The sequence below is a fragment of the Mixta mediterraneensis genome (genome assembly GCF_014946725.1).
GTDB classification, from domain to species: domain Bacteria; phylum Pseudomonadota; class Gammaproteobacteria; order Enterobacterales; family Enterobacteriaceae; genus Pantoea; species Pantoea mediterraneensis.
This window is the reverse complement of sequence record NZ_JACFXY010000003.1, coordinates 385192-404263: the sequence shown is the minus strand read 5'-3', so window position 1 is coordinate 404263 and position 19072 is coordinate 385192. Positions and strand designations below refer to the sequence as shown.

Genomic DNA, 19072 nt, shown 5'->3' with positions numbered 1-19072 from the left:
CACGCTTTTTCGCTGTTTTTTTACCCAAACGGCATCTGATCAGGTGTAAAAGACAGGTTATGATGGTCGCGCCACAACATCTTCAGGAGAATTGCCTTTATGGATCGTGCGAAGTCTGTTTCATCGTTTAACGGCGTGCACTATTTTAGCCAGGGCTGGAAACTGGTTCGTATGCCAGGGATCCGCCGTTTTGTCGTTATCCCGCTATTGGTTAATATCGTGATGTTGGGCGGTGCGTTTATCTGGTTGTTTTATCGCCTTGGCAACTGGATCCCACAGCTGATGGCACAAATCCCTGACTGGCTGCAATGGCTGAGTTATTTACTGTGGCCGCTGTCGGTCATTTCTATCGTGCTGGTGTTTAGCTACTTTTTCTCAACCATTGCAAACTGGATTGCTGCCCCGTTTTGCGGCTTGCTGGCGGAGCAACTGGAAGGCCGTTTGACCGGCGCGCCCTTACCGGACGGCGGCTGGCTGGGCATGATAAAGGATATTCCCCGTATCATGAAACGCGAGCTGCAAAAGTTAGGCTATTACCTGCCACGCGCGTTTGGTTTATTGCTGCTTTATTTCATTCCCGGCTTTGGTCAAACCGTTGCGCCACTACTATGGTTTTTGTTCAGTGCGTGGATGCTGTCGGTACAATATTGCGATTATCCGTTTGATAATCATAAAGTCAGCTTTCCGCAAATGCGTAATGCGTTGCGCCAGCATAAAACGGCCAACATGCAGTTTGGTGCGCTGGTAAGCCTGTTCACAATGATCCCGGTTCTCAACCTGGTCATTATGCCGGTTGCGGTCTGTGGCGCTACGGCGATGTGGGTGGATCGCTACCGCACTCAGCTGGCTCAGGTCAACCTGCGTTAGACTTATCAGCAGGCCTTATGCATTTTTCATCAGGGCTTATTGCCACCTGACATATAGATATGCCATTTCTTTCCTTCCGCACGTAGACAGAAAAGGTATGCTCTGAGGGTTCCCAATAATTCATACAGTTAAGGACAGGCTATGAGTAAGATCTATGAAGACAACTCTTTGACAATTGGTCATACGCCCCTGGTTCGACTGAACCGCATCGGTAACGGCCGCATCCTGGCGAAGGTAGAATCCCGTAACCCGAGCTTCAGCGTTAAATGCCGTATTGGTGCCAATATGATTTGGGACGCAGAGAAACGCGGTATTCTGAAACCAGGCATTGAGCTGGTTGAACCCACCAGCGGTAATACCGGTATCGCGCTGGCTTATGTCGCAGCTGCACGCGGTTACAAACTGACATTGACTATGCCAGAAACTATGTCGGTTGAACGCCGTAAGCTGCTGAAAGCGCTGGGGGCGAAACTTGAGCTGACCGAAGGCGCTAAGGGCATGAAAGGCGCGATTGCCAAAGCCGAAGAGATCGTCGCCAGTAACCCCGATAAGTACGTGCTCCTGCAACAGTTCAGCAACCCTGCCAATCCAGAAATCCATGAAAAAACCACCGGCCCAGAAATCTGGGAAGATACGGATGGGGAAGTCGATGTCTTTATTTCAGGCGTAGGTACGGGTGGGACCTTAACCGGCGTAACCCGCTACATTAAAAACACGAAAGGTAAACAAGATCTCATTGCTGTCGCTGTTGAGCCGACCGATTCTCCCGTCATTGCTCAAGCGTTAGCAGGCGAAGAAATCAAGCCTGGCCCACATAAAATCCAGGGCATTGGTGCAGGTTTTATCCCAGGTAACCTTGATTAAAATTAATCGATCGCGTGGTGGCTATTTCTAATGACGAAGCGATCAGCACCGCTCGCCAGCTGATGGAAGAAGAAGGCATTCTGGCCGGCATCTCGTCAGGCGCGGCTGTGGCTGCGGCGCTGAAGCTGCAGGAAGAAGAAGCCTTCGCCAATAAGACTATCGTGGTTATCCTTCCCTCTTCCGGTGAACGCTATCTCAGTACCGCGCTATTTGCCGATCTCTTCACCGAGAAAGAGCTTCAGTCGTAAGGCTATTGTCTGAAAATGCCGAAAAAGCACCCATCCGGGTGCTTTTTTGTGGTTCAGATCTCACTTTCATTACCCGATGGATTGATTTCAGTGATACAGCTCTGGTATTTAGACAGCCAATTATTTCGATGCCTGAAATTAATCCACTTTTGAAGTGGATCATGCTGAACCAGTTTATTGATTTGGCAAAACGGCAAATCACGGCATAATTAACACAGAAAGCATTCAGACTTGTTGGATGCTTTAGTGGAATGACCAAACGCATTCAAGCGCATTAATTGGTCAGTATGACGCTATACCAGCGCGCCGACACAGGCTAAAGTGATGGCTCCAGGCTAGACTTTAGATTCACAATACTAATCACGATAACGTTGGGGAAATAGAATGTTCCAGCAAGAAGTTACCATTACCGCACCAAACGGTCTGCACACTCGCCCAGCTGCGCAATTTGTAAAAGAAGCCAAAGCTTTCCAGTCAGAAATCACCGTGACCTCTAACGGTAAATCAGCAAGCGCAAAAAGCCTGTTCAAACTTCAGACATTAGGTCTGACTCAGGGCACCGTTGTGACACTTTCTGCGGAAGGTGAAGACGAACAGAAAGCCGTTGAACATCTGGTTAAACTGATGGCTGAACTGGAGTAATCTCCACTTCGCTTTCAGACAACTGACTCCTCTGCGCCATTGGGTGCAAGCACCTTGATCGCGGACAATCTGTCCGCGATATTGTTTCCGTAGAGTACGTGTCCCGAGACAATGGCATCGCAAAGAGTCAATCAGCCATCGTGATAAAAAGGTAAGGTTATGATTTCAGGCATTTTAGCATCACCAGGTATCGCTTTCGGCAAAGCTCTGCTGCTGAAAGAAGATGAGATCGTCATCAACCGCAAAAAGATTTCTGATGACCAGGTTGAGCAGGAAGTTCAGCGCTTCCTCGATGGCCGCAGTAAAGCGGCCCTTCAACTGGAAGCTATTCGAGTCAAAGCGGGTGAATCCCTCGGTGAAGAGAAAGCTGCCATCTTCGAAGGCCACATCATGTTGCTGGAAGACGAAGAGTTAGAACAGGAAATCATTGACCTGATCAAGAAAGAGCATGCCAGCGCAGATGCTGCCGCGTATTCTGTGATTGATGGCCAGGCGAAAGCGTTAGAAGAGCTGGATGACGAATATCTGAAAGAGCGTGCCGCAGATGTGCGTGACATCGGTAAACGTTTGCTGCAAAACATCTTAGGTTTACATATTGTTGATCTGAGCGCGATTCAGGAAGAATCCATTCTGGTAGCAAAAGATTTAACGCCGTCAGAAACCGCCCAGCTGAATCTGAAAAAGGTGCTGGGTTTTATCACCGATCTGGGTGGACGGACTTCCCATACCTCAATTATGGCGCGTTCACTTGAGATCCCCGCCATTGTCGGTACTGGTAACGTTACTGCTTCTGTTAAAAACGGCGATTTCCTGATTATTGATGGGGTAAATAACACTATCTACGTCAATCCGAGCGAGGAAAAACAGGAAGAACTAAAAGCGGTACAGACGCAATATCTGTCCGAGAAACATGAATTAGCCAAGCTGAAGGATTTACCCGCTATTACGCTGGATGGTCATCAGGTTGAAGTGTGCGCCAATATCGGCACAGTACGCGATATTGCCGGGGCTGAACGTAACGGCGCGGAAGGCGTGGGCTTATACCGTACTGAATTCCTGTTTATGGACCGTGACTCACTACCCACCGAAGAAGAACAGTTCCAGGCTTATAAAGCCGTAGCGGAAGGCATGGGTTCCCAGGCGGTTATCGTACGTACGATGGACATCGGCGGCGATAAAGACCTGCCTTACATGAACCTGCCAAAAGAGGAAAATCCTTTCCTCGGCTGGCGTGCGATTCGTATCGCCATGGATCGTAAAGAAATTCTTCATGCTCAGCTGCGCGCCATCTTACGCGCCTCCTCCTTTGGCAAACTGCGCATCATGTTCCCGATGATCATTTCGGTTGAAGAAGTACGCAGCCTGAAGGCAGAACTGGAGATGCTGAAAGCGCAACTGCGTGAAGAAGGCAAAGCCTTTGATGAGTCAATTGAAGTCGGCATTATGGTAGAAACGCCCGCTTCTGCCGTTATCGCGCGTCATCTGGCGAAAGAAGTTGATTTCTTCAGTATTGGGACAAATGATCTGACGCAGTATACTCTGGCGGTTGATCGTGGTAATGATTTAATTTCGCACCTGTATAACCCAATGACACCGTCGGTGTTGGGTTTGATCAAGCAAGTCATTGATGCTTCTCATGCTGAAGGCAAGTGGACAGGCATGTGTGGTGAGCTGGCGGGTGACGAACGTGCTACACTACTGTTACTGGGAATGGGGCTGGACGAATTCAGCATGAGTGCCATTTCTATCCCAAGCATCAAGAAAATCATTCGCAATACTCGTTTCGAAGATGCGAAGGAGTTGGCAGAGCAGGCTCTGGCCCAACCTACAGCGGAAGATTTAATGAACCTGGTTAACAAGTTCATCAAAGAAAAAACGCTCTGTTGATCCGCGAAATGCTGGCCCCAAATTACTGCTTAGGAGAAGATCATGGGTTTGTTTTCTAAACTTTTTGGCGAAAAAACAGATAGCTCAGGGACAATTGACATCGTCGCGCCTCTGTCAGGCGAAATCGTGAACATTGAAGACGTACCAGATGTGGTGTTTGCAGAAAAAATTGTTGGTGACGGCATCGCTATCAAACCAAACGGCAACAAAATGGTTGCACCGGTAGATGGCACCATCGGCAAAATTTTTGAAACCAACCACGCTTTTTCAATTGAATCTGATAACGGTATTGAGCTGTTTGTTCACTTCGGCATCGACACGGTTGAATTGAAAGGTGAAGGTTTCAAACGTATCGCTGAAGAAGGCCAGAAGGTCAAGAAAGGCGATGTGGTTATCGAGTTCGATTTACCGTTGCTGGAAGAGAAAGCAAAATCAACCCTGACGCCAGTTGTCATCTCCAACATGGATGAGATCAAGGATTTGACCAAGCTGTCTGGCCAGGTCACCGTCGGGGAAACCCCGGTGATTCGCATCAAAAAGTAAATGACATCAGATAAAAAACGGCACCTTCGGGTGCCGTTTTTGTTGCTATCTAAAATCAACCTGTGCCTTATTACGGCTGCCAGCGAGGCAAGCGAATGGTCAGTTCCAGCCCCCCCTCTGGCAGGTTTACAGCTTTAATTTCGCCATGGTGCGCTAATACCACTTTGCGCACAATTGCCAGCCCCAAACCATAACCCTTGCCCAACAGCGGCGATTTCACCCTTACGAAGGGATCAAAAATACTGGAGAGTTTTTCTTCATCAACGCCCGGTCCCTGATCGCGTACGCGGATCGCCAGCCACTGATCTTCTGCCTGCAATCGCACCTGGATGTGTTGCCCTTTCAGTGAAAAACGCAGCGCATTGCGCAGCACATTTTCAACGCCGCGACGAATCAACTCCGCATTGCCGCGCACGGTATAATCCGCACTTTCATCAACATGAAAATCGACTTTCACTCCAGGGATCTGTGCCTCATAACGCACATCGGTAACCACCGCATGCAGCAGGCCCGTCAGATCAAAGTATTGCTCATCTGGCATGCTTTCGTGCTCGGCACGCGACAACGTAAGCAATTCGCCGATCATCTTATCCAGTCGTCGCGCTTCTTCGTCGATGCGGTCCAGCGAAGCATGGACGCTTTCAGGGGTTTGTCGTGCCAGGCCGGTTGCCAGCTGCAAACGCGCCAGCGGCGAGCGCAGCTCATGAGAAATGTCGTGCAACAGTTCTTCGCGGGCGCGTACCAGCGTATCCAGCCGCTCGACCATCGCATCAAACGCTTGCGCCACGGTAGAGAGCTCATCGTGGCGTTTACGCATTACAGGATAAAGCCGAACGCTTAAATCTCCATCAGCAACGCGAGAAAAGCCTTCGCGTAGCTGGCGCATTGGCCGCGTCAGGTTCCACGCCAGCAGAAAACTGAACAGCAGCCCCACCGAACCGGCAAAAATAAACAGGGGCTCTGGGATATTCAGAAAGTCGCGCGGCCCGTCCATTCGGCTGTCCTCGCGCATCCCTTTGACGTCATAGCGCAGCTCGTACTGCTTACCATCCGCCCCTTTTACCCATCGCACAATCACGTCAGGGACATGGCCTTCGAAAGGCGGATTAAATCCTTCCGGCAGCACTTCACCTTTTATCGGCCTGTTATGCTGAATGATTTTGAAAAACTGGCGATCGTTGGGTTCCCAGTCAGCCATCATGTCATCCAGCGAGCCCAGCCCGCCGCGCTCCAGCACTGAAACCGCAGATGCCATTTGTAAATTCACAATACGGCGGATAGCAACAATTTCTGGCGGCTCATGGCGTTTACCAGCGAGGGTAAAACCCAGCCAAATCAACTGACTAATAATAACGAACACGACCAAAAAGCCGATAAGGATCTTCCAGAACATCCGTCCGCGATAGCTATATTTCATCGAATGCGATAGCCGATGCTGCGTACCGTTTCAATATTGACGCTTTCGGCCGTCAACGCGCTTAATTTCTGTCGAATATTACTGATGTGCACATCTACGCTACGATCGTAGGCTTCCCGTGGCCGTCCCAACCCCTTCTCTGACAGCTCATCCTTTGATACCACACGGTCCGGCGCACGCAGCAGCAGATCGAGCAGATTGAATTCTGAAGCGGTAAGATCAAAGACTTTACCCTGCCATTCGGTGATACGGGTAGCAGGATTTAGCGTCAGTTCGCCCCAGCGTAGCAGCTCTTTCTTATCGGGCAGTGGCGCTTGTTCTTCAAAGCGGCGCAGTACCGCACGCAGACGGGCCACCAGTTCACGTGGATAGCACGGTTTCGGCACATAATCGTCAGCGCCCATTTCCAGGCCGATAACACGATCAATATTATCGCCTTTGGCCGTCAGCATGATCACCGGCAAACGGCTGTTCTGGCGAACCTGGCGTAATACATCAATGCCACTCATGTCTGGTAGCATGATGTCGAGAATCATTGCCATATATTGTCCAGAAAGCGCGCCTTCAATGCCCGCGCTCCCGGTTAAAACCAGTTGTGCATCAAAGCCTTCCGCAATCAGGTATTGGCTTAACATCGTACCCAGTTCTAAATCGTCATCAACCAGCAGGATTTTCATGTTCATCTTCTCGTACAAAATTGCGGCTATTCTGTCCTGAGCCAGCCTCGGACGCAGCCGGTTTTACGCGATCCTTACAGAATCGGCGCCAGAAATTTCTCAGGCTGACTATAGACAAAAAAGGCCTGTCAGCACCAGCAGGGTGCGAACAAGCCTTTCAGGACAGGAGAATTATTGATAAATGCCGGTTGAAAGGTAGCGATCGCCGCGATCGCAGATGATAGCGACGACCACGCTACCGGGATGCGCAGCAGCGATGCGTAATGCGCCAGCAACGGCGCCACCCGAACTCACGCCACAGAAAATGCCTTCTTTTTTCGCCAGCTTGCGCATGGTGTCCTCCGCTTCCTGTTGCGACATATCCATCACATCATCGACCAAATCAGGACGATAAATCCCTGGCAGGTACGCCAGCGACCAGCGACGAATGCCAGGGATATTGCTGCCTTCGCTCGGCTGCAACCCTATGACTTTTACCCCGGTTTTCTGCTCTTTGAGGTAGCGTCCGACGCCAGTGATGGTGCCCGTGGTGCCCATGCTGGAAACAAAATGGGTCATGCGCTGACTGGATTGCTGCCACAATTCCGGCCCGGTGGTTTGATAATGACCTAACGGATTATCGGGATTGTTGAACTGATCAAGCACCAGCCCTTCTCCACGCGCCGCCATCTCCTGTGCCAAATCTCGTGCGCCTTCCATGCCCTGCTCGCGACTCAACAGTACCAGCTCGGCGCCGTAAGCCCGCATTGCATCCTGCCGTTCCTGACTCATGTTTTCGGGCATCAACAAACGCAGACGATAGCCTTTCATCGCAGCGATCATCGCCAGCGCAATGCCCGTATTGCCGCTGGTTGCTTCAATAAGTTGATCGCCAGGTTTGATGTCACCACGCAGCTCGGCCTGATTAATCATCGACCAGGCGGCACGATCCTTAACTGAACCGGCCGGATTATTCCCTTCCAGCTTGAGCAAGACTTCGCTGCCGTTAGCGGGCGTCAGACGCTGTAGTTTAATCAGCGGCGTATTGCCGATGGTGTGTTCGAGAGTCGTCACTTTCATTCCCGGTGCAAATTAAGAAAAGGCGAGGCAAAAAAAGGGCGGGATCTTCTCCCGCCCTGTATTGAAAAAAAATATCAGGCGCTTTCAGCAAAGGCAACAGCGCGTAATGGCTGGGCCCCCTGATAGAGGCGCGCCTGCTGCAAACCGACAAACAGTCGCTCGCCGCGAACCGGTGCAGACTGATCACCTTCAAATACCAGCGAGAATGGCTCGCTCTGCCAGCCACTCGGCTGCACAACCAGTTGCCAGAAGTGACCGCGCGGGCTGACTTCCATAATCTGGACGGGCAGCGGCGTTTCAAGGCTGCTCTGGCGTGATACATCAAGTTCCCAGGGGCGCAGGAACAGATCGACGTTACCCTGAAGTGCTGGCGTATAATTCAGCGGCCAGTGATGGGCACCGACGTAGAATTGTGAACCGCGCACTTCGCCATCGAAACGGTTTACTTCGCCGAGGAACTCCAGTACGAAACGGGTGGCAGGATCGCGCCATACATCGTCTGGTGTGCCAACCTGCTCTATATTGCCTTGGCTCATCACGACCACGCGGTCAGCGACTTCCATCGCCTCTTCCTGATCGTGAGTAACGAACACGCTGGTGAATTTTAACTCTTCATGCAGCTGGCGCAGCCAGCGACGCAGCTCTTTACGCACCTGCGCATCCAGCGCGCCGAACGGTTCATCAAGTAACAGGATTTGTGGCTCAACGGCTAAGGCACGCGCCAGCGCCACGCGCTGTTTTTGTCCGCCTGAAAGCTGAGCCGGAAAACGGTTCGCCAGATGGGACAGTTGCACCATCTCCAGTAAACGCGTCACGCGTTGTTTAATCTCAGCAGACGACGGACGCTCACGGCGTGGCAACACGCTCAAGCCAAAAGCGATATTGTCAAACACTGTCATATGCCGGAACAGCGCATAGTGCTGGAACACAAATCCAACCTGACGATCGCGCGCATGCAGGGTACTGACATCTTTATTGTGAAAACGAATCTGTCCGCTGTTTTGATGTTCCAGCCCGGCAATAATACGCAGCAGCGTGGTTTTACCTGAACCGGACGGCCCCAGCAGCGCCACCATTTGGCCAGAAGGAATATCTAAAGAGAGGTTATTCAGTACCGATGTGCGACCAAATGATTTATTGATCTGGTTAATCTCAATGCTCATGATTTTCCTCCTGTTGCAAGCGCTTGTGCTGTTGCTCTAAACGCCATTGCACAATGCTTTTCAGAAACAGTGTCACTATCGCCATCAGGGTCAGCAATGCGGCAGCGGTAAACGCGCCAACGGTGTTGTAGTCCTGATGCAGTAATTCAACCTGAAGTGGCAAGGTGTAGGTTTCGCCACGGATCGATCCCGAAACCACCGAGACCGCACCAAACTCCCCAATGGCACGCGCATTAGTGAGTACCACGCCATATAACATGGCCCAGCGAATGTTCGGCAGCGTCACGCGGCGGAACATCTGCCAGCCGGATGCACCCAAAAGCACTGCGGCTTCGTCTTCATGACTGCCCTGGCTCAGCATCACTGGCACCAGCTCACGCACCACAAATGGACACGTCACAAATACCGTCGCCAGCACCATGCCGGGCCAGGAGAACATGATCTGGATGTTATGCGCATCCAGCCAGCCGCCTGCCGGGCCGTTAACGCCCCAGAACAGCAAATACACCACCCCCGCCACTACCGGCGAAACAGCAAAAGGAATATCAAACATCGTCAACAGCAACTGACGGCCAGGGAAGGTAAAGCGTGTCACCAGCCAGGCCAGCAGCGTACCGAATACCAGGTTAACCGGCACGGTAATCAGCGCCACCAGAACGGTCAGCCAAATCGCGTGCAGCATATCGCTGTCGGTCAGATTGCTGAAGGTCAGGCCTAATCCCTGATGGAGCGCCTCATAGAAGATGGATGCCATTGGCACCACCAGCAGCAGAATTGAAACCAATGCTCCAATGCCAATTAATAGCCATTTACCCCAGTTTACCGGCTGGCGGGCAGCATGATTAAGTTGCGAAATCTCTGCCATTAATGGCCTCCCAGGCGACGACCAAAGCGGCTCTGCAATGTATTGATAGCGAACAGTAACAGCAGCGATGCAGCCAGAATCACCGACGCGATAGCGCTGGCAGCCGGGTAATCAAACTCCTGCAGGCGAACAAAAATCATCAGTGACGTCACTTCGGTTTTCCAGGCGATATTACCGGCGATGAAGATTACCGCGCCAAACTCGCCCAGGCTGCGGGTGAACGACAGTGCCGTTCCGGCCAGTAACGCGGGCGCGACTTCCGGTAGCACCACGCGGCGAAAGCTCTGCCATGGCGTAGCGCCTAACGTCTGTGCGGCTTCTTCATATTCCGGTCCTAACTCTTCCAGCACCGGCTGCACGGTACGCACCACAAACGGGATGCTGGTAAAAGCCATGGCGATGGCGATACCTATCCAGGTGTAGGAGATTTTGATGTCAAAATAGGCAAACCACTGTCCGTACCAGCCGTTGACCGAAAACAGGCCGGCCAGGGTTAAGCCCGCGACTGCCGTTGGCAGCGCAAACGGCAAATCCATCAGACCATCCAGAATGGTGCGACCCGGAAAACGGTAGCGCGTCAAAATCCATGCCATCAGCATACCGAACACCGTATTGAACAGTGACGCCACACCCGCAGATAACAGCGTCACTTCATAGGCAGCAATCAGCTGTGGATTAGTAATCACATCCCAGTATTGCTGCAGCGTCATTTGCGACAACTGCATGATCACTGCGCTGATGGGCAACAGCAGAACCAAACAGGTGAACAGCAGACTGGTGCCAAGACTGAGACCGAAGCCGGGCAGAACCCGTTTTTGGCTGGCTGCAAACATTATCCGCGCCCCGCCGCTAACAGTTTGTCCAGCTCGCCGCCGCTGGCGAAGCGGGTTTTCATCACGTTATCCCAGCCGCCGAACGTCTCCTCTACGCGAAACAGTTCAGTTTGCGGAAAGCGTTCTTTTTGTTCAGCCATCAGCTGTGGATTGTTCACGCGATAGTAAAAGTCGGTAATAATTTTTTGTGCTGCTGGCGTATACAGGAAATGAAGATAGGCTTTGGCCGCGTCCGCAGAGTTATTGTGCTCAACATTTTTATCGATCCACGCCACCGGGAACTCCGCCAGAATATCGGTTTTTGGCACGACGACCTGGTAGGCGTCTTTGCCGTATTGATTGCGAATGTTATTCACTTCAGATTCAAAACTGATCAGCACATCACCCAGCCCGCGCTCGGCAAAGGTCGTGGTTGCGCCGCGTCCGCCGGTATCAAATACCTCAACGTTTTTCAGAAACTGCGTCATAAAAGCTTCGGTTTTGGCGTTATCGCCGCCGTTCGCTTTATTCGCTGCGCCCCATGCAGCCAGGTAGGTATAACGTCCATTACCGGAGGTTTTTGGATTGGGGAAAACCAGCTTCACGTCTTTACGCGTTAAGTCAGACCAGTCGTGGATTTGCTTTGGATTACCCTTACGTACCAGAAACGCCATGGTGGAATAAAAGGGTGAGCTGTTATTGGGCAGACGATTTTTCCAGTCGGCTGGAATCAGGTTGCCTTTGTCATGCAGCACCTGCACGTCTGTCACCTGGTTATACGTCACGACATCGGCGCGTAGACCTTGCAGAATAGCTAACGCCTGCCGGGATGAACCCGCATGTGACATCTTGATCGTCAGCTTGTCGTTCGGATGGCTGGCATCCCACTGTTTTTCAAAAGGCGCGTTCAGGGCAACAAACAGCTCACGCGACACGTCATACGAGCTGTTAAGCAGTTCAGTTGCGTTGGCTGCGCCCATCAGGCTCAGTGACAACGTGATACCGCAAACGATTTTTTTCATCGCTTTACTAGTCATTTGGCACCCTGAAAAAGTTTGATGCGGAACGCCTCCGCTATATGCCCAGTTTATTTATATCTCAGGGAAAACCTGTAACGGTTTTATATATCGTTTGATGATTTCAAAGTCGAAAAAAGCATAAGACAGCGGCAATGTTTATGCGGAAATTGAGAATAGCGGGAAAGGAGTGATGCAGAGGGATTGTTAACCTGTGCCTGAGCAGATCAGACAAAGGCTGGCCTGGTGCCAGCCCGGTGTACAGTTAACGCTGCCAGATGATTTTGCTTAACGTCCAGCTCTTTAAGGTGTCATCGGATGGCATCAAACCCTCTGGACCATGCCATTCACCGCTGTAGACGTAGCGCAAGTGCTGACTGCCTGGCGCATGGCATTCCACATCCCGGCTATCCAGACCAGAAGCCAGCGTGCAGTTGTTAAAAGCTTTGCTGAACTTGTTGCTGAAGGCGTCACCGATTTTGCTACCGTCGGCGCTGACAATGTCGCTGTCCAGCACGTCAATCCGCTCAACGCGCGTTTGCCCGTAAATCACCAGCTTCACCTTATCGTCATCCAGCGCCTGCCAGAAAGAGATAACCTGACCGTTCTGACCACGCATCCCCTGACGCAAGTCATAATTCCCCTTTAATCCTTCTTTAATGCTGCTTTCATTCATAGGCGTTGACGCGGTAAGCCCCCCGACGCCTTGCCCGGTGACGGTCAGTGAAGAACTAAACCAGTTCCACGGTAATGCCGAAGACCAGTGATAACTCAGCGGATTCCACCAGCTTGCCTGCTGGCTGCTGTTAGCACCGGAGCCGGAACTGGCGCAGCCGCTCAACATAACGGCGGCAATCAGTAGCGTGGAACGAACAGCTTTCATGAAAACTCCTGTTAACGAAATACATAATGATGGAACTGGTTGGAGTCGCAAAGCGGCAAAAAGTTTATTCGAGCTGGTATTCAGGCAAAAAACAGTCGCGCAAGCGCGTATTAAACTGGAGCCAGAGTAGCGCCAGCAGATCAAAACCCGCCAGCAGCAATGGCAGCGGCGAGCGAAGCAAATCGCTTTGTGCAAACTGGACGCCTTGCCATAGCAGATTGACCAGCAGCGATAACACCAGCACGCTGTGACCGTATTGCCATATACGTGGCCAACGCGCGCGATAACCGGTCAGCAGCATGTCGAACAAGGCGGGAGCACCTGACACCAGGCCAATCCAAAATGCCTGTCGATCGGGATAAAACAGCGCCAGCAAATCACTGCCCTGCTGACGCGACGCGCCTGCCATCACCAGCAATAACCACGTTCGCGCCAGTAACAGTAAAATCAGCCAAAAAAGAAAGGGCAGCCGCAGCTGTCCTTTGCCGTCATATTCGTCCGGCAAATATTTCAGTCCATTAATACTCACGATCTTCAATCAACCGTTTGCCAAAAAGCAGCGCATCTACCGGCTCGTAATCCAGTTTTTCATAAAACGCCACGACCTGATCGGTAATGCTCCCAACTTACTGATTTAGTGTATGATGGTGATTTTGAGGTGCTTGCGTGGCTTCCATTTCCATCAGATGTCCTTCCTACTCCGCTACTGAAGGCGTGGTGCGTAACGGCAAAAGCACTGCCGGACATCAGCGCTATCTCTGCTCTCATTGCCGTAAAACATGGCAACTACAGTTCACTTACACCGCCTCTCAGCCCGGTACGCACCAGACAATCATTGATATGGCCATGAATGGCGTCGGATGTCGCGCCAGTGCACGCATTATGGGCATTGGCCTCAACACGGTTTTACGTCACTTAAAAAACTCAGGCCGCAGTCGGTAACCTCGCGCATACAACCGGGCAGTGATGTGATTGTCTGCGCTGAAATGGACGAACAGTGGGGCTACGTCGGTGCTAAATCACGTCAGCGCTGGCTGTTTTACGCGTATGACAGGATACGGAGGACGGTTGTGGCACACGTCTTCGGTGAACGCACTCTGGCCACACTGGAGCGTCTTCTGAGCCTGCTGTCGGCCTTTGAGGTCGTGGTATGGATGACGGATGGCTGGCCGCTGTATGAATCACGCCTGAAGGGAAAGCTGCACGTTATCAGCAAGCGTTACACTCAGCGCATTGAGCGACATAACCTGAATCTGAGACAACATCTGGCAAGGCTGGGACGGAAGTCACTGTCGTTCTCAAAATCGGTGGAGCTGCATGACAAGGTCATCGGACATTATCTGAACATAAAACACTATCAGTAAGTTGGAGTCATTACCGAAAAGTTCAGGATCGTGATTCATCTTACGTTCAATATCCATCTCTGGATCGTTCCACGGCCGTAATAAATCGCAACGTTCCCAGAGCGTAATCACTTCTTCAAAATCTTCCTGGCGGAAGGCGCGAATTTCCATGTTCTTTACCTGCAATTAAGCACAATTTGCTGATTATCACGCATTCTTTGCGTCGTGCAACCCTGTAAAAGCCGGGTCTGGATAAAAAGTACGGTTTTTTCTGTTAGCGAGCTGAAATACAAAGTAAAGCCCTGAAATGACTGGACGCTCGCGAGCGGTAAAACGCTACGATATAACACGTAGCACGTTTCCCTTCACGGACCTGAATATGAAATTGCTTAAACATTTGACCAACCGTCGCCAGCTGCTGCTTTCAGGCATGGCGCTGGCCATTTTGTCACCGCGCGCTGTACTGGCAAAAGAAGATGCCGCCCTGCCTTCATCGCATCATTCACATCCTGCCCCACCGGCAAAAAACGGCAAGCGCATCGTGATGCTCGATCCCGGCCACGGCGGGATCGACTCCGGCGCGGTGGGTGAACAAGGGTCAGAAGAGAAACATGTGGTACTGGAGATTGCCAATAACGTGCGCCGTCAGTTGCAGGATCATCCGCATATTGAGGTGCGTCTTACGCGCGACAGCGACCATTTTATTCCACTCTATCAGCGGGTAGAAATTGCTCACCAACACGGCGCGAATCTGTTTATGTCCATTCATGCGGATGGCTTTACCAGCCCGGAAGCCAACGGCGCCTCGGTTTTCGCGCTGTCCAATCGCGGCGCCAGCAGCACCATGGCGCGCTATCTGTCAAAGCGCGAGAATGATGCGGATAAAATTGGCGGCGCAAAAGTCGAGCAACAGGAGCACTATTTGCAGCAGATCCTGTTCGATCTGGTGCAAACCGACACCATCAAAAATAGCCTGACGCTGGGTAAACATGTGCTCGACCGCATCCGCCCGGTACATCACCTGCATAGTCAGCACACCGAACAAGCCGCGTTTGCTGTCTTAAAATCCCCTTCGATTCCTTCGGTGCTGGTGGAAACGTCTTTTATTACCAATCCACACGAAGAGCTGCTGCTTGGTACGCATGCGTTTCGCCAGAAAATTGCCAGCGCCATCGCCGATGGCATTGTGAATTATTTTGCTGAGTACGATCGCCACACGGCTTAAATTTACGTCCTGGTTCGCGCGGCGGCGCACTGATTATCGCCATCCGTCCCGACTGCATGGGTGGAAGGCTGCCGTGACTTATGCGCTTGCCAGCTTTCCGCAGCGCGGATTATTTAGGATATAATGCCGGTAAAATTTGCAAACTTAAGCGATAAACATGCCTGATATTTCACGCGTAAAAGCCTTTTTGCTGCAATTGCAGGAAGATATTTGTCACCGTCTCGCCGCCGAAGACGGTGGCGCACAGTTTGCCCAGGACAGCTGGCAGCGGCCGGGGGGCGGGGGCGGACGCAGCCGTGTGCTGCGCGATGGCACGGTATTTGAACAGGCGGGCGTCAATTTTTCCCACGTGCATGGCGATCAAATGCCCGCGTCGGCAACCGCGCATCGTCCTGAACTGGCGGGCCGCAGCTTCGAAGCGATGGGCGTGTCGCTGGTCATTCATCCCCGTAACCCCTATGTTCCTACCAGTCACGCTAACGTGCGTTTTTTCATTGCCGAAAAACCCGGTGCCGATCCGGTGTGGTGGTTTGGCGGTGGGTTTGATCTGACACCCTACTACGGTTTTGAAGAAGATGCGCTTCACTGGCATCAAACCGCTTTCGATCTGTGTCAGCCGTTTGGTAACGATGTTTATTCACGCTACAAGAAATGGTGCGATGACTATTTTTACATAAAGCATCGTGACGAGCAGCGCGGCATTGGCGGGCTGTTTTTTGACGATCTCAACACGCCCGATTTCGACCACTGTTTTCGCTTTATGCAGGCAGTTGGCAACGGTTTTATGGCGGCTTATCAGCCGATTGTGACACGCCGCAAAGCCCTTCCGTGGGGCGAACGTGAGCGCCAGTTCCAGCTTTATCGTCGCGGACGTTATGTGGAATTCAATCTGGTATGGGATCGCGGTACGTTGTTTGGCCTTCAGACCGGCGGGCGCACCGAATCAATTTTGATGTCAATGCCGCCGCTGGTGCGCTGGGAATACGATTACCACCCGGAAGCCGGTTCGGCAGAAGCCGCGTTGTACCGCGACTTCTTGCCTGTCCGCGACTGGATTGTGCCCAAATAGCGGCCTTGGTAGCCACGCTGAAGGCGATCATAAAGGCTGGGTTTGGGCTTCAACCACGGCCAGAGCCACCATATTGACGATGCGTCGCACCGAGGCGATGCGGGTCAGTATATGCACCGGTTTGGTAATCCCCATCAATACTGGCCCGACCGTTACCCCTTCTGTACACGATACGCGTAGCAGATTGTAACTAATGCGTGCCGCTTCGACGTTAGGCATGATCAGCACGTTTGCGGTGCCTTTCAGCGGGCTGTCCGGCATGACATCGCGGCGGATACTTTCGATCAAAGCCGCATCGCCGTGCATTTCTCCGTCTATTTCCAGCTCCGGCGCGCGCTGCCTGATCAGTGCCAGCGCATCACGCATTTTGCGTGCCCCTGGCGCATCCGAGGTGCCAAAACTGGAGTGTGACAGCAACGCCACGCGCGGCTCAATGCGAAGCGCCGCACGGTTTCTGCCGCCATCAAAGTAATATCGGTGAGCTGCTCCGGCGTCGGATCTTCATTCACATAGGTATCCGTAATAAAGGTATTGCCGCTCGGCAGCAGTAACGCGTTCATCGCGCCTGCCACTTTCACGTCATCACGAAAACCAAATACCTTTTCGATCACTTCATAATGCTCACGGTATTCGCCAATGGTGCCGCAAATCAGCGCATCAGCTTCGCCACGATGAACCATAATGGCCCCAATTAAGGTCGGATTGCCGATCACGGCACGCTGCGCCTGCTCCGGCGATACGCCGCGCCGCTTCATCATCTGGTAATATTCATTCCAGTACGCTTTGAAGCGTGGATCGGATTCGTTGTTCACTATCTCAAAATCTTTCCCTGCCTCAATCTTCAAATCCTGCTTTTGTAAACGCATAGCAATAACATTAGGGCGCCCAATCAAAATCGGTTTCGCCAGCCCCAGCGAGACCAGCTCCTGCGTAGCGTGCAACACACGAACCTCTTCGCCTTCCGCCATGACCACGCGCTTCGGCGCCTTGCGTGCCTGAGAAAAAATCGGCTTCATAAAAAGATTGGTTTTATAGACGAATTCCGTGAGGTGCTCGCGATACCCATCGAAGTCTTCAATGGGCCGGGTAGCCACACCCGAATCCATTGCTGCTTTGGCAACGGCCGGGGCAATTTGCACGATCAAACGCGGGTCAAAAGGTTTTGGGATCAGATATTCCGGACCAAAACTCAGGTCCTGATCGTCATAAGCTGATGCCACCACATCGCTCTGTTCGGCCTGCGCCAGCGCCGCAATGGCATGCACCGCCGCCAGCTTCATCTCTTCATTAATGGCTGTCGCGCCCACATCCAGCGCGCCGCGAAAAATAAACGGAAAACACAATACATTATTGACCTGATTAGGAAAGTCAGAGCGGCCAGTACAGATAATCGCGTCGGGACGCACGGCTTTCGCCAGCGGCGGCATGATTTCCGGCTCGGGGTTAGCCAGCGCCAGAATCAGCGGGTCTTTCGCCATCTTTTCAACCATGTCTGGCGTCAGTACGCCCGGACCCGAACAGCCAAGGAAAATATCCGCACCCGCAATCACCTCTTCCAGCTTGCGCTTGCCGGTATCTTCTGTCGCGTAATCGGCTTTGGTCGGCACCATATTTTCATCGCGTCCCTGGTAGATAACACCTTTGGAATCGCAAACCACCATGTTGTGCTTCTCCAGCCCCAGTGCCACCAGCAAATTCATGCAGGCGATAGCGGATGCACCTGCGCCGGACACAACCAGCCGCACGTCAGAAATCGCTTTTTTGACAATGCGTAAGCCGTTTAAAACGGCGGCGGTACAGATGATTGCCGTACCGTGCTGATCGTCGTGAAAAACGGGGATTTTCATCCGTTTGCGCAGTTGCTGCTCAATATAAAAACATTCGGGGGCTTTAATATCCTCCAGATTGATACCGCCAAATGTCGGTTCCAGAGCGGCAACGATCTCAATCAGCTTGTCAGGTTCCCGCTCATCAATTTCGATGTCAAAGACATCAATGCCGGCAAATTTCTTAAACAGCCCCCCTTTGCCTTCCATCACCGGTTTGCCCGCCAGCGCGCCAATGTTACCCAGCCCTAGCACCGCCGTGCCGTTGGAGATTACCGCCACCAGATTGCTACGCGCGGTATATTTATGCGCAGCCTGCGGATCCTGAGCTATCTCCAGGCATGGGGCTGCAACGCCTGGTGAATAGGCCAGCGCCAGATCGCGCTGCGTCGCTAACGGTTTAGTGGGTGAAACCTGAATCTTGCCGGGCGTGGGATATTGATGAAAATCAAGCGCGCTTTGCTTCAGTTGATCATCCATTTCGCATCCTTAATCGTCAGGAAAAGTTGTTCCAGTATAGGGAGCCATATCTGGCCAGACGGTGAAGGTGCTCAAAGAAGCGCCTTTACAAACGGCACAGATTGCTACAGTGCAGCCAGCGGCATTTGCTTAGGCTGCTATGCTTAAAGATGGAAAAAGGCGCACCTGGCGGTTTAATAGCAGACG

Annotated in this window: 17 protein-coding genes and 4 pseudogenes; 9 read left to right on the top strand and 12 right to left on the bottom strand. The window is 52.1% G+C overall.

The window, feature by feature from the left end:
- Positions 1-99: 99 nt before the first annotated feature.
- The 6 genes and pseudogenes from cysZ (at position 100) to crr (ending at position 5051) form a co-directional block, all read left to right on the top strand.
- Positions 100-867, top strand: coding sequence for a sulfate transporter CysZ (cysZ, locus tag H2P46_RS08600; protein WP_193404685.1), 768 nt, complete (start codon positions 100-102; stop codon positions 865-867).
- Between the two features lie 141 nt (positions 868-1008).
- Positions 1009-1979 (top strand): annotated as a pseudogene (cysK, locus tag H2P46_RS08595) (cysteine synthase A).
- A gap of 5 nt (positions 1980-1984) precedes the next feature.
- On the top strand, positions 1985-2188 hold the full coding sequence (locus H2P46_RS22955; protein WP_238938963.1) for a hypothetical protein: 204 nt from the start codon (positions 1985-1987) through the stop codon (positions 2186-2188).
- 175 nt (positions 2189-2363) lie between these two features.
- The gene (gene ptsH, locus H2P46_RS08590) at positions 2364-2621 is read left to right on the top strand and encodes a phosphocarrier protein Hpr (RefSeq protein WP_003848868.1); all 258 of its coding nucleotides are present in this window, start codon (positions 2364-2366) and stop codon (positions 2619-2621) included.
- Positions 2622-2780: 159 nt separating this feature from the next.
- Positions 2781-4508, top strand: a complete 1728-nt coding sequence (gene ptsI / locus H2P46_RS08585) for a phosphoenolpyruvate-protein phosphotransferase PtsI (protein ID WP_193404684.1) — start codon at positions 2781-2783, stop codon at positions 4506-4508.
- A 42-nt stretch (positions 4509-4550) separates the two neighbouring features.
- Positions 4551-5051: a PTS glucose transporter subunit IIA gene (gene crr / locus H2P46_RS08580; RefSeq protein WP_193404683.1), complete on the top strand. Its 501-nt coding sequence runs from the start codon at positions 4551-4553 to the stop codon at positions 5049-5051.
- A 70-nt stretch (positions 5052-5121) separates the two neighbouring features.
- Here crr and H2P46_RS08575 read toward each other — a convergent pair whose 3' ends face one another.
- The 10 genes and pseudogenes from H2P46_RS08575 to H2P46_RS08530 form a co-directional block, all read right to left on the bottom strand.
- Positions 5122-6468 (bottom strand): ATP-binding protein, encoded by a 1347-nt coding sequence (locus H2P46_RS08575; protein ID WP_193404682.1) that lies wholly within the window; start codon positions 6466-6468, stop codon positions 5122-5124.
- Positions 6465-7145, bottom strand: a complete 681-nt coding sequence (locus tag H2P46_RS08570) for a response regulator transcription factor (protein WP_193404681.1) — start codon at positions 7143-7145, stop codon at positions 6465-6467. The genes H2P46_RS08575 and H2P46_RS08570 overlap by 4 nt, the downstream gene beginning before the upstream one ends.
- 171 nt (positions 7146-7316) lie before the next feature.
- Positions 7317-8198, bottom strand: a complete 882-nt coding sequence (cysM, locus tag H2P46_RS08565) for a cysteine synthase CysM (protein ID WP_193404706.1) — start codon at positions 8196-8198, stop codon at positions 7317-7319.
- A gap of 80 nt (positions 8199-8278) precedes the next feature.
- The gene (gene cysA, locus H2P46_RS08560) at positions 8279-9367 is read right to left on the bottom strand and encodes a sulfate/thiosulfate ABC transporter ATP-binding protein CysA (protein WP_193404680.1); all 1089 of its coding nucleotides are present in this window, start codon (positions 9365-9367) and stop codon (positions 8279-8281) included.
- A complete protein-coding gene (cysW, locus tag H2P46_RS08555) occupies positions 9357-10232 on the bottom strand; it encodes a sulfate/thiosulfate ABC transporter permease CysW (protein WP_193404679.1) in 876 nt (291 codons plus the stop codon). Before cysW ends, cysA begins: the two co-directional genes overlap by 11 nt.
- Positions 10232-11065 (bottom strand): sulfate/thiosulfate ABC transporter permease CysT, encoded by an 834-nt coding sequence (gene cysT / locus H2P46_RS08550; RefSeq protein ID WP_193404678.1) that lies wholly within the window; start codon positions 11063-11065, stop codon positions 10232-10234. The genes cysW and cysT overlap by 1 nt, the downstream gene beginning before the upstream one ends.
- Complete coding sequence (locus H2P46_RS08545) at positions 11065-12081, bottom strand: sulfate ABC transporter substrate-binding protein (RefSeq protein WP_193404677.1); 1017 nt, start codon at positions 12079-12081, stop codon at positions 11065-11067. Before H2P46_RS08545 ends, cysT begins: the two co-directional genes overlap by 1 nt.
- 244 nt (positions 12082-12325) lie before the next feature.
- Complete coding sequence (locus H2P46_RS08540) at positions 12326-12943, bottom strand: RpoE-regulated lipoprotein (protein ID WP_193404676.1); 618 nt, start codon at positions 12941-12943, stop codon at positions 12326-12328.
- A gap of 64 nt (positions 12944-13007) precedes the next feature.
- Positions 13008-13466 (bottom strand): DUF2919 family protein, encoded by a 459-nt coding sequence (locus tag H2P46_RS08535; RefSeq protein WP_420846536.1) that lies wholly within the window; start codon positions 13464-13466, stop codon positions 13008-13010.
- A pseudogene (locus tag H2P46_RS08530) lies at positions 13462-13554 on the bottom strand (GNAT family acetyltransferase); the annotation flags it as partial. The gene H2P46_RS08535 and the pseudogene H2P46_RS08530, both read right to left, overlap by 5 nt.
- A 55-nt stretch (positions 13555-13609) precedes the next feature.
- Between H2P46_RS08530 and H2P46_RS08525 the strand changes: the two are divergent.
- Positions 13610-14307, top strand: a protein-coding gene (locus H2P46_RS08525; RefSeq protein ID WP_338103636.1) for an IS1 family transposase whose coding sequence is annotated in 2 segments (ribosomal slippage) — positions 13610-13859 and positions 13859-14307 — 699 coding nt in all. Because the reading frame shifts where the segments join, the coding sequence is not laid out codon by codon here.
- 15 nt (positions 14308-14322) lie between these two features.
- Here the strand turns inward: H2P46_RS08525 and H2P46_RS08520 are convergent.
- Positions 14323-14457, bottom strand: a pseudogene (locus tag H2P46_RS08520) (GNAT family acetyltransferase); the annotation flags it as partial.
- A 208-nt stretch (positions 14458-14665) separates the two neighbouring features.
- On the opposite strand from H2P46_RS08520, the gene amiA reads away from it, so the two are divergent.
- Positions 14666-15511 carry an N-acetylmuramoyl-L-alanine amidase AmiA gene (amiA, locus tag H2P46_RS08515; protein ID WP_193404674.1) on the top strand — a complete coding sequence of 282 codons (846 nt, stop codon included), beginning with the start codon at positions 14666-14668 and terminating at the stop codon, positions 15509-15511.
- A 157-nt stretch (positions 15512-15668) separates the two neighbouring features.
- Positions 15669-16580, top strand: a complete 912-nt coding sequence (gene hemF / locus H2P46_RS08510) for an oxygen-dependent coproporphyrinogen oxidase (RefSeq protein WP_193404673.1) — start codon at positions 15669-15671, stop codon at positions 16578-16580.
- Positions 16581-16607: 27 nt separating this feature from the next.
- Here hemF and maeB read toward each other — a convergent pair.
- Positions 16608-18886: pseudogene (maeB, locus tag H2P46_RS08505) on the bottom strand (NADP-dependent oxaloacetate-decarboxylating malate dehydrogenase).
- Positions 18887-19072: the final 186 nt, after the last annotated feature.

What these genes read in the sequence shown, in the direction of transcription:
- H2P46_RS08540 (WP_193404676.1), bottom strand. Translation starts at nt 12,943, where the DNA reads ATGAAAGCTGTTCGTTCCACGCTACTGATTGCCGCCGTTATGTTGAGC.
- ptsH (WP_003848868.1), top strand. Translation starts at nt 2,364, where the DNA reads ATGTTCCAGCAAGAAGTTACCATTACCGCACCAAACGGTCTGCACACT.
- H2P46_RS08545 (WP_193404677.1), bottom strand. Translation starts at nt 12,081, where the DNA reads ATGACTAGTAAAGCGATGAAAAAAATCGTTTGCGGTATCACGTTGTCA.
- H2P46_RS08570 (WP_193404681.1), bottom strand. Translation starts at nt 7,145, where the DNA reads ATGAAAATCCTGCTGGTTGATGACGATTTAGAACTGGGTACGATGTTA.
- cysA (WP_193404680.1), bottom strand. Translation starts at nt 9,367, where the DNA reads ATGAGCATTGAGATTAACCAGATCAATAAATCATTTGGTCGCACATCG.
- H2P46_RS08575 (WP_193404682.1), bottom strand. Translation starts at nt 6,468, where the DNA reads ATGAAATATAGCTATCGCGGACGGATGTTCTGGAAGATCCTTATCGGC.
- amiA (WP_193404674.1), top strand. Translation starts at nt 14,666, where the DNA reads ATGAAATTGCTTAAACATTTGACCAACCGTCGCCAGCTGCTGCTTTCA.
- cysZ (WP_193404685.1), top strand. Translation starts at nt 100, where the DNA reads ATGGATCGTGCGAAGTCTGTTTCATCGTTTAACGGCGTGCACTATTTT.
- hemF (WP_193404673.1), top strand. Translation starts at nt 15,669, where the DNA reads ATGCCTGATATTTCACGCGTAAAAGCCTTTTTGCTGCAATTGCAGGAA.
- cysT (WP_193404678.1), bottom strand. Translation starts at nt 11,065, where the DNA reads ATGTTTGCAGCCAGCCAAAAACGGGTTCTGCCCGGCTTCGGTCTCAGT.
- cysW (WP_193404679.1), bottom strand. Translation starts at nt 10,232, where the DNA reads ATGGCAGAGATTTCGCAACTTAATCATGCTGCCCGCCAGCCGGTAAAC.
- crr (WP_193404683.1), top strand. Translation starts at nt 4,551, where the DNA reads ATGGGTTTGTTTTCTAAACTTTTTGGCGAAAAAACAGATAGCTCAGGG.
- ptsI (WP_193404684.1), top strand. Translation starts at nt 2,781, where the DNA reads ATGATTTCAGGCATTTTAGCATCACCAGGTATCGCTTTCGGCAAAGCT.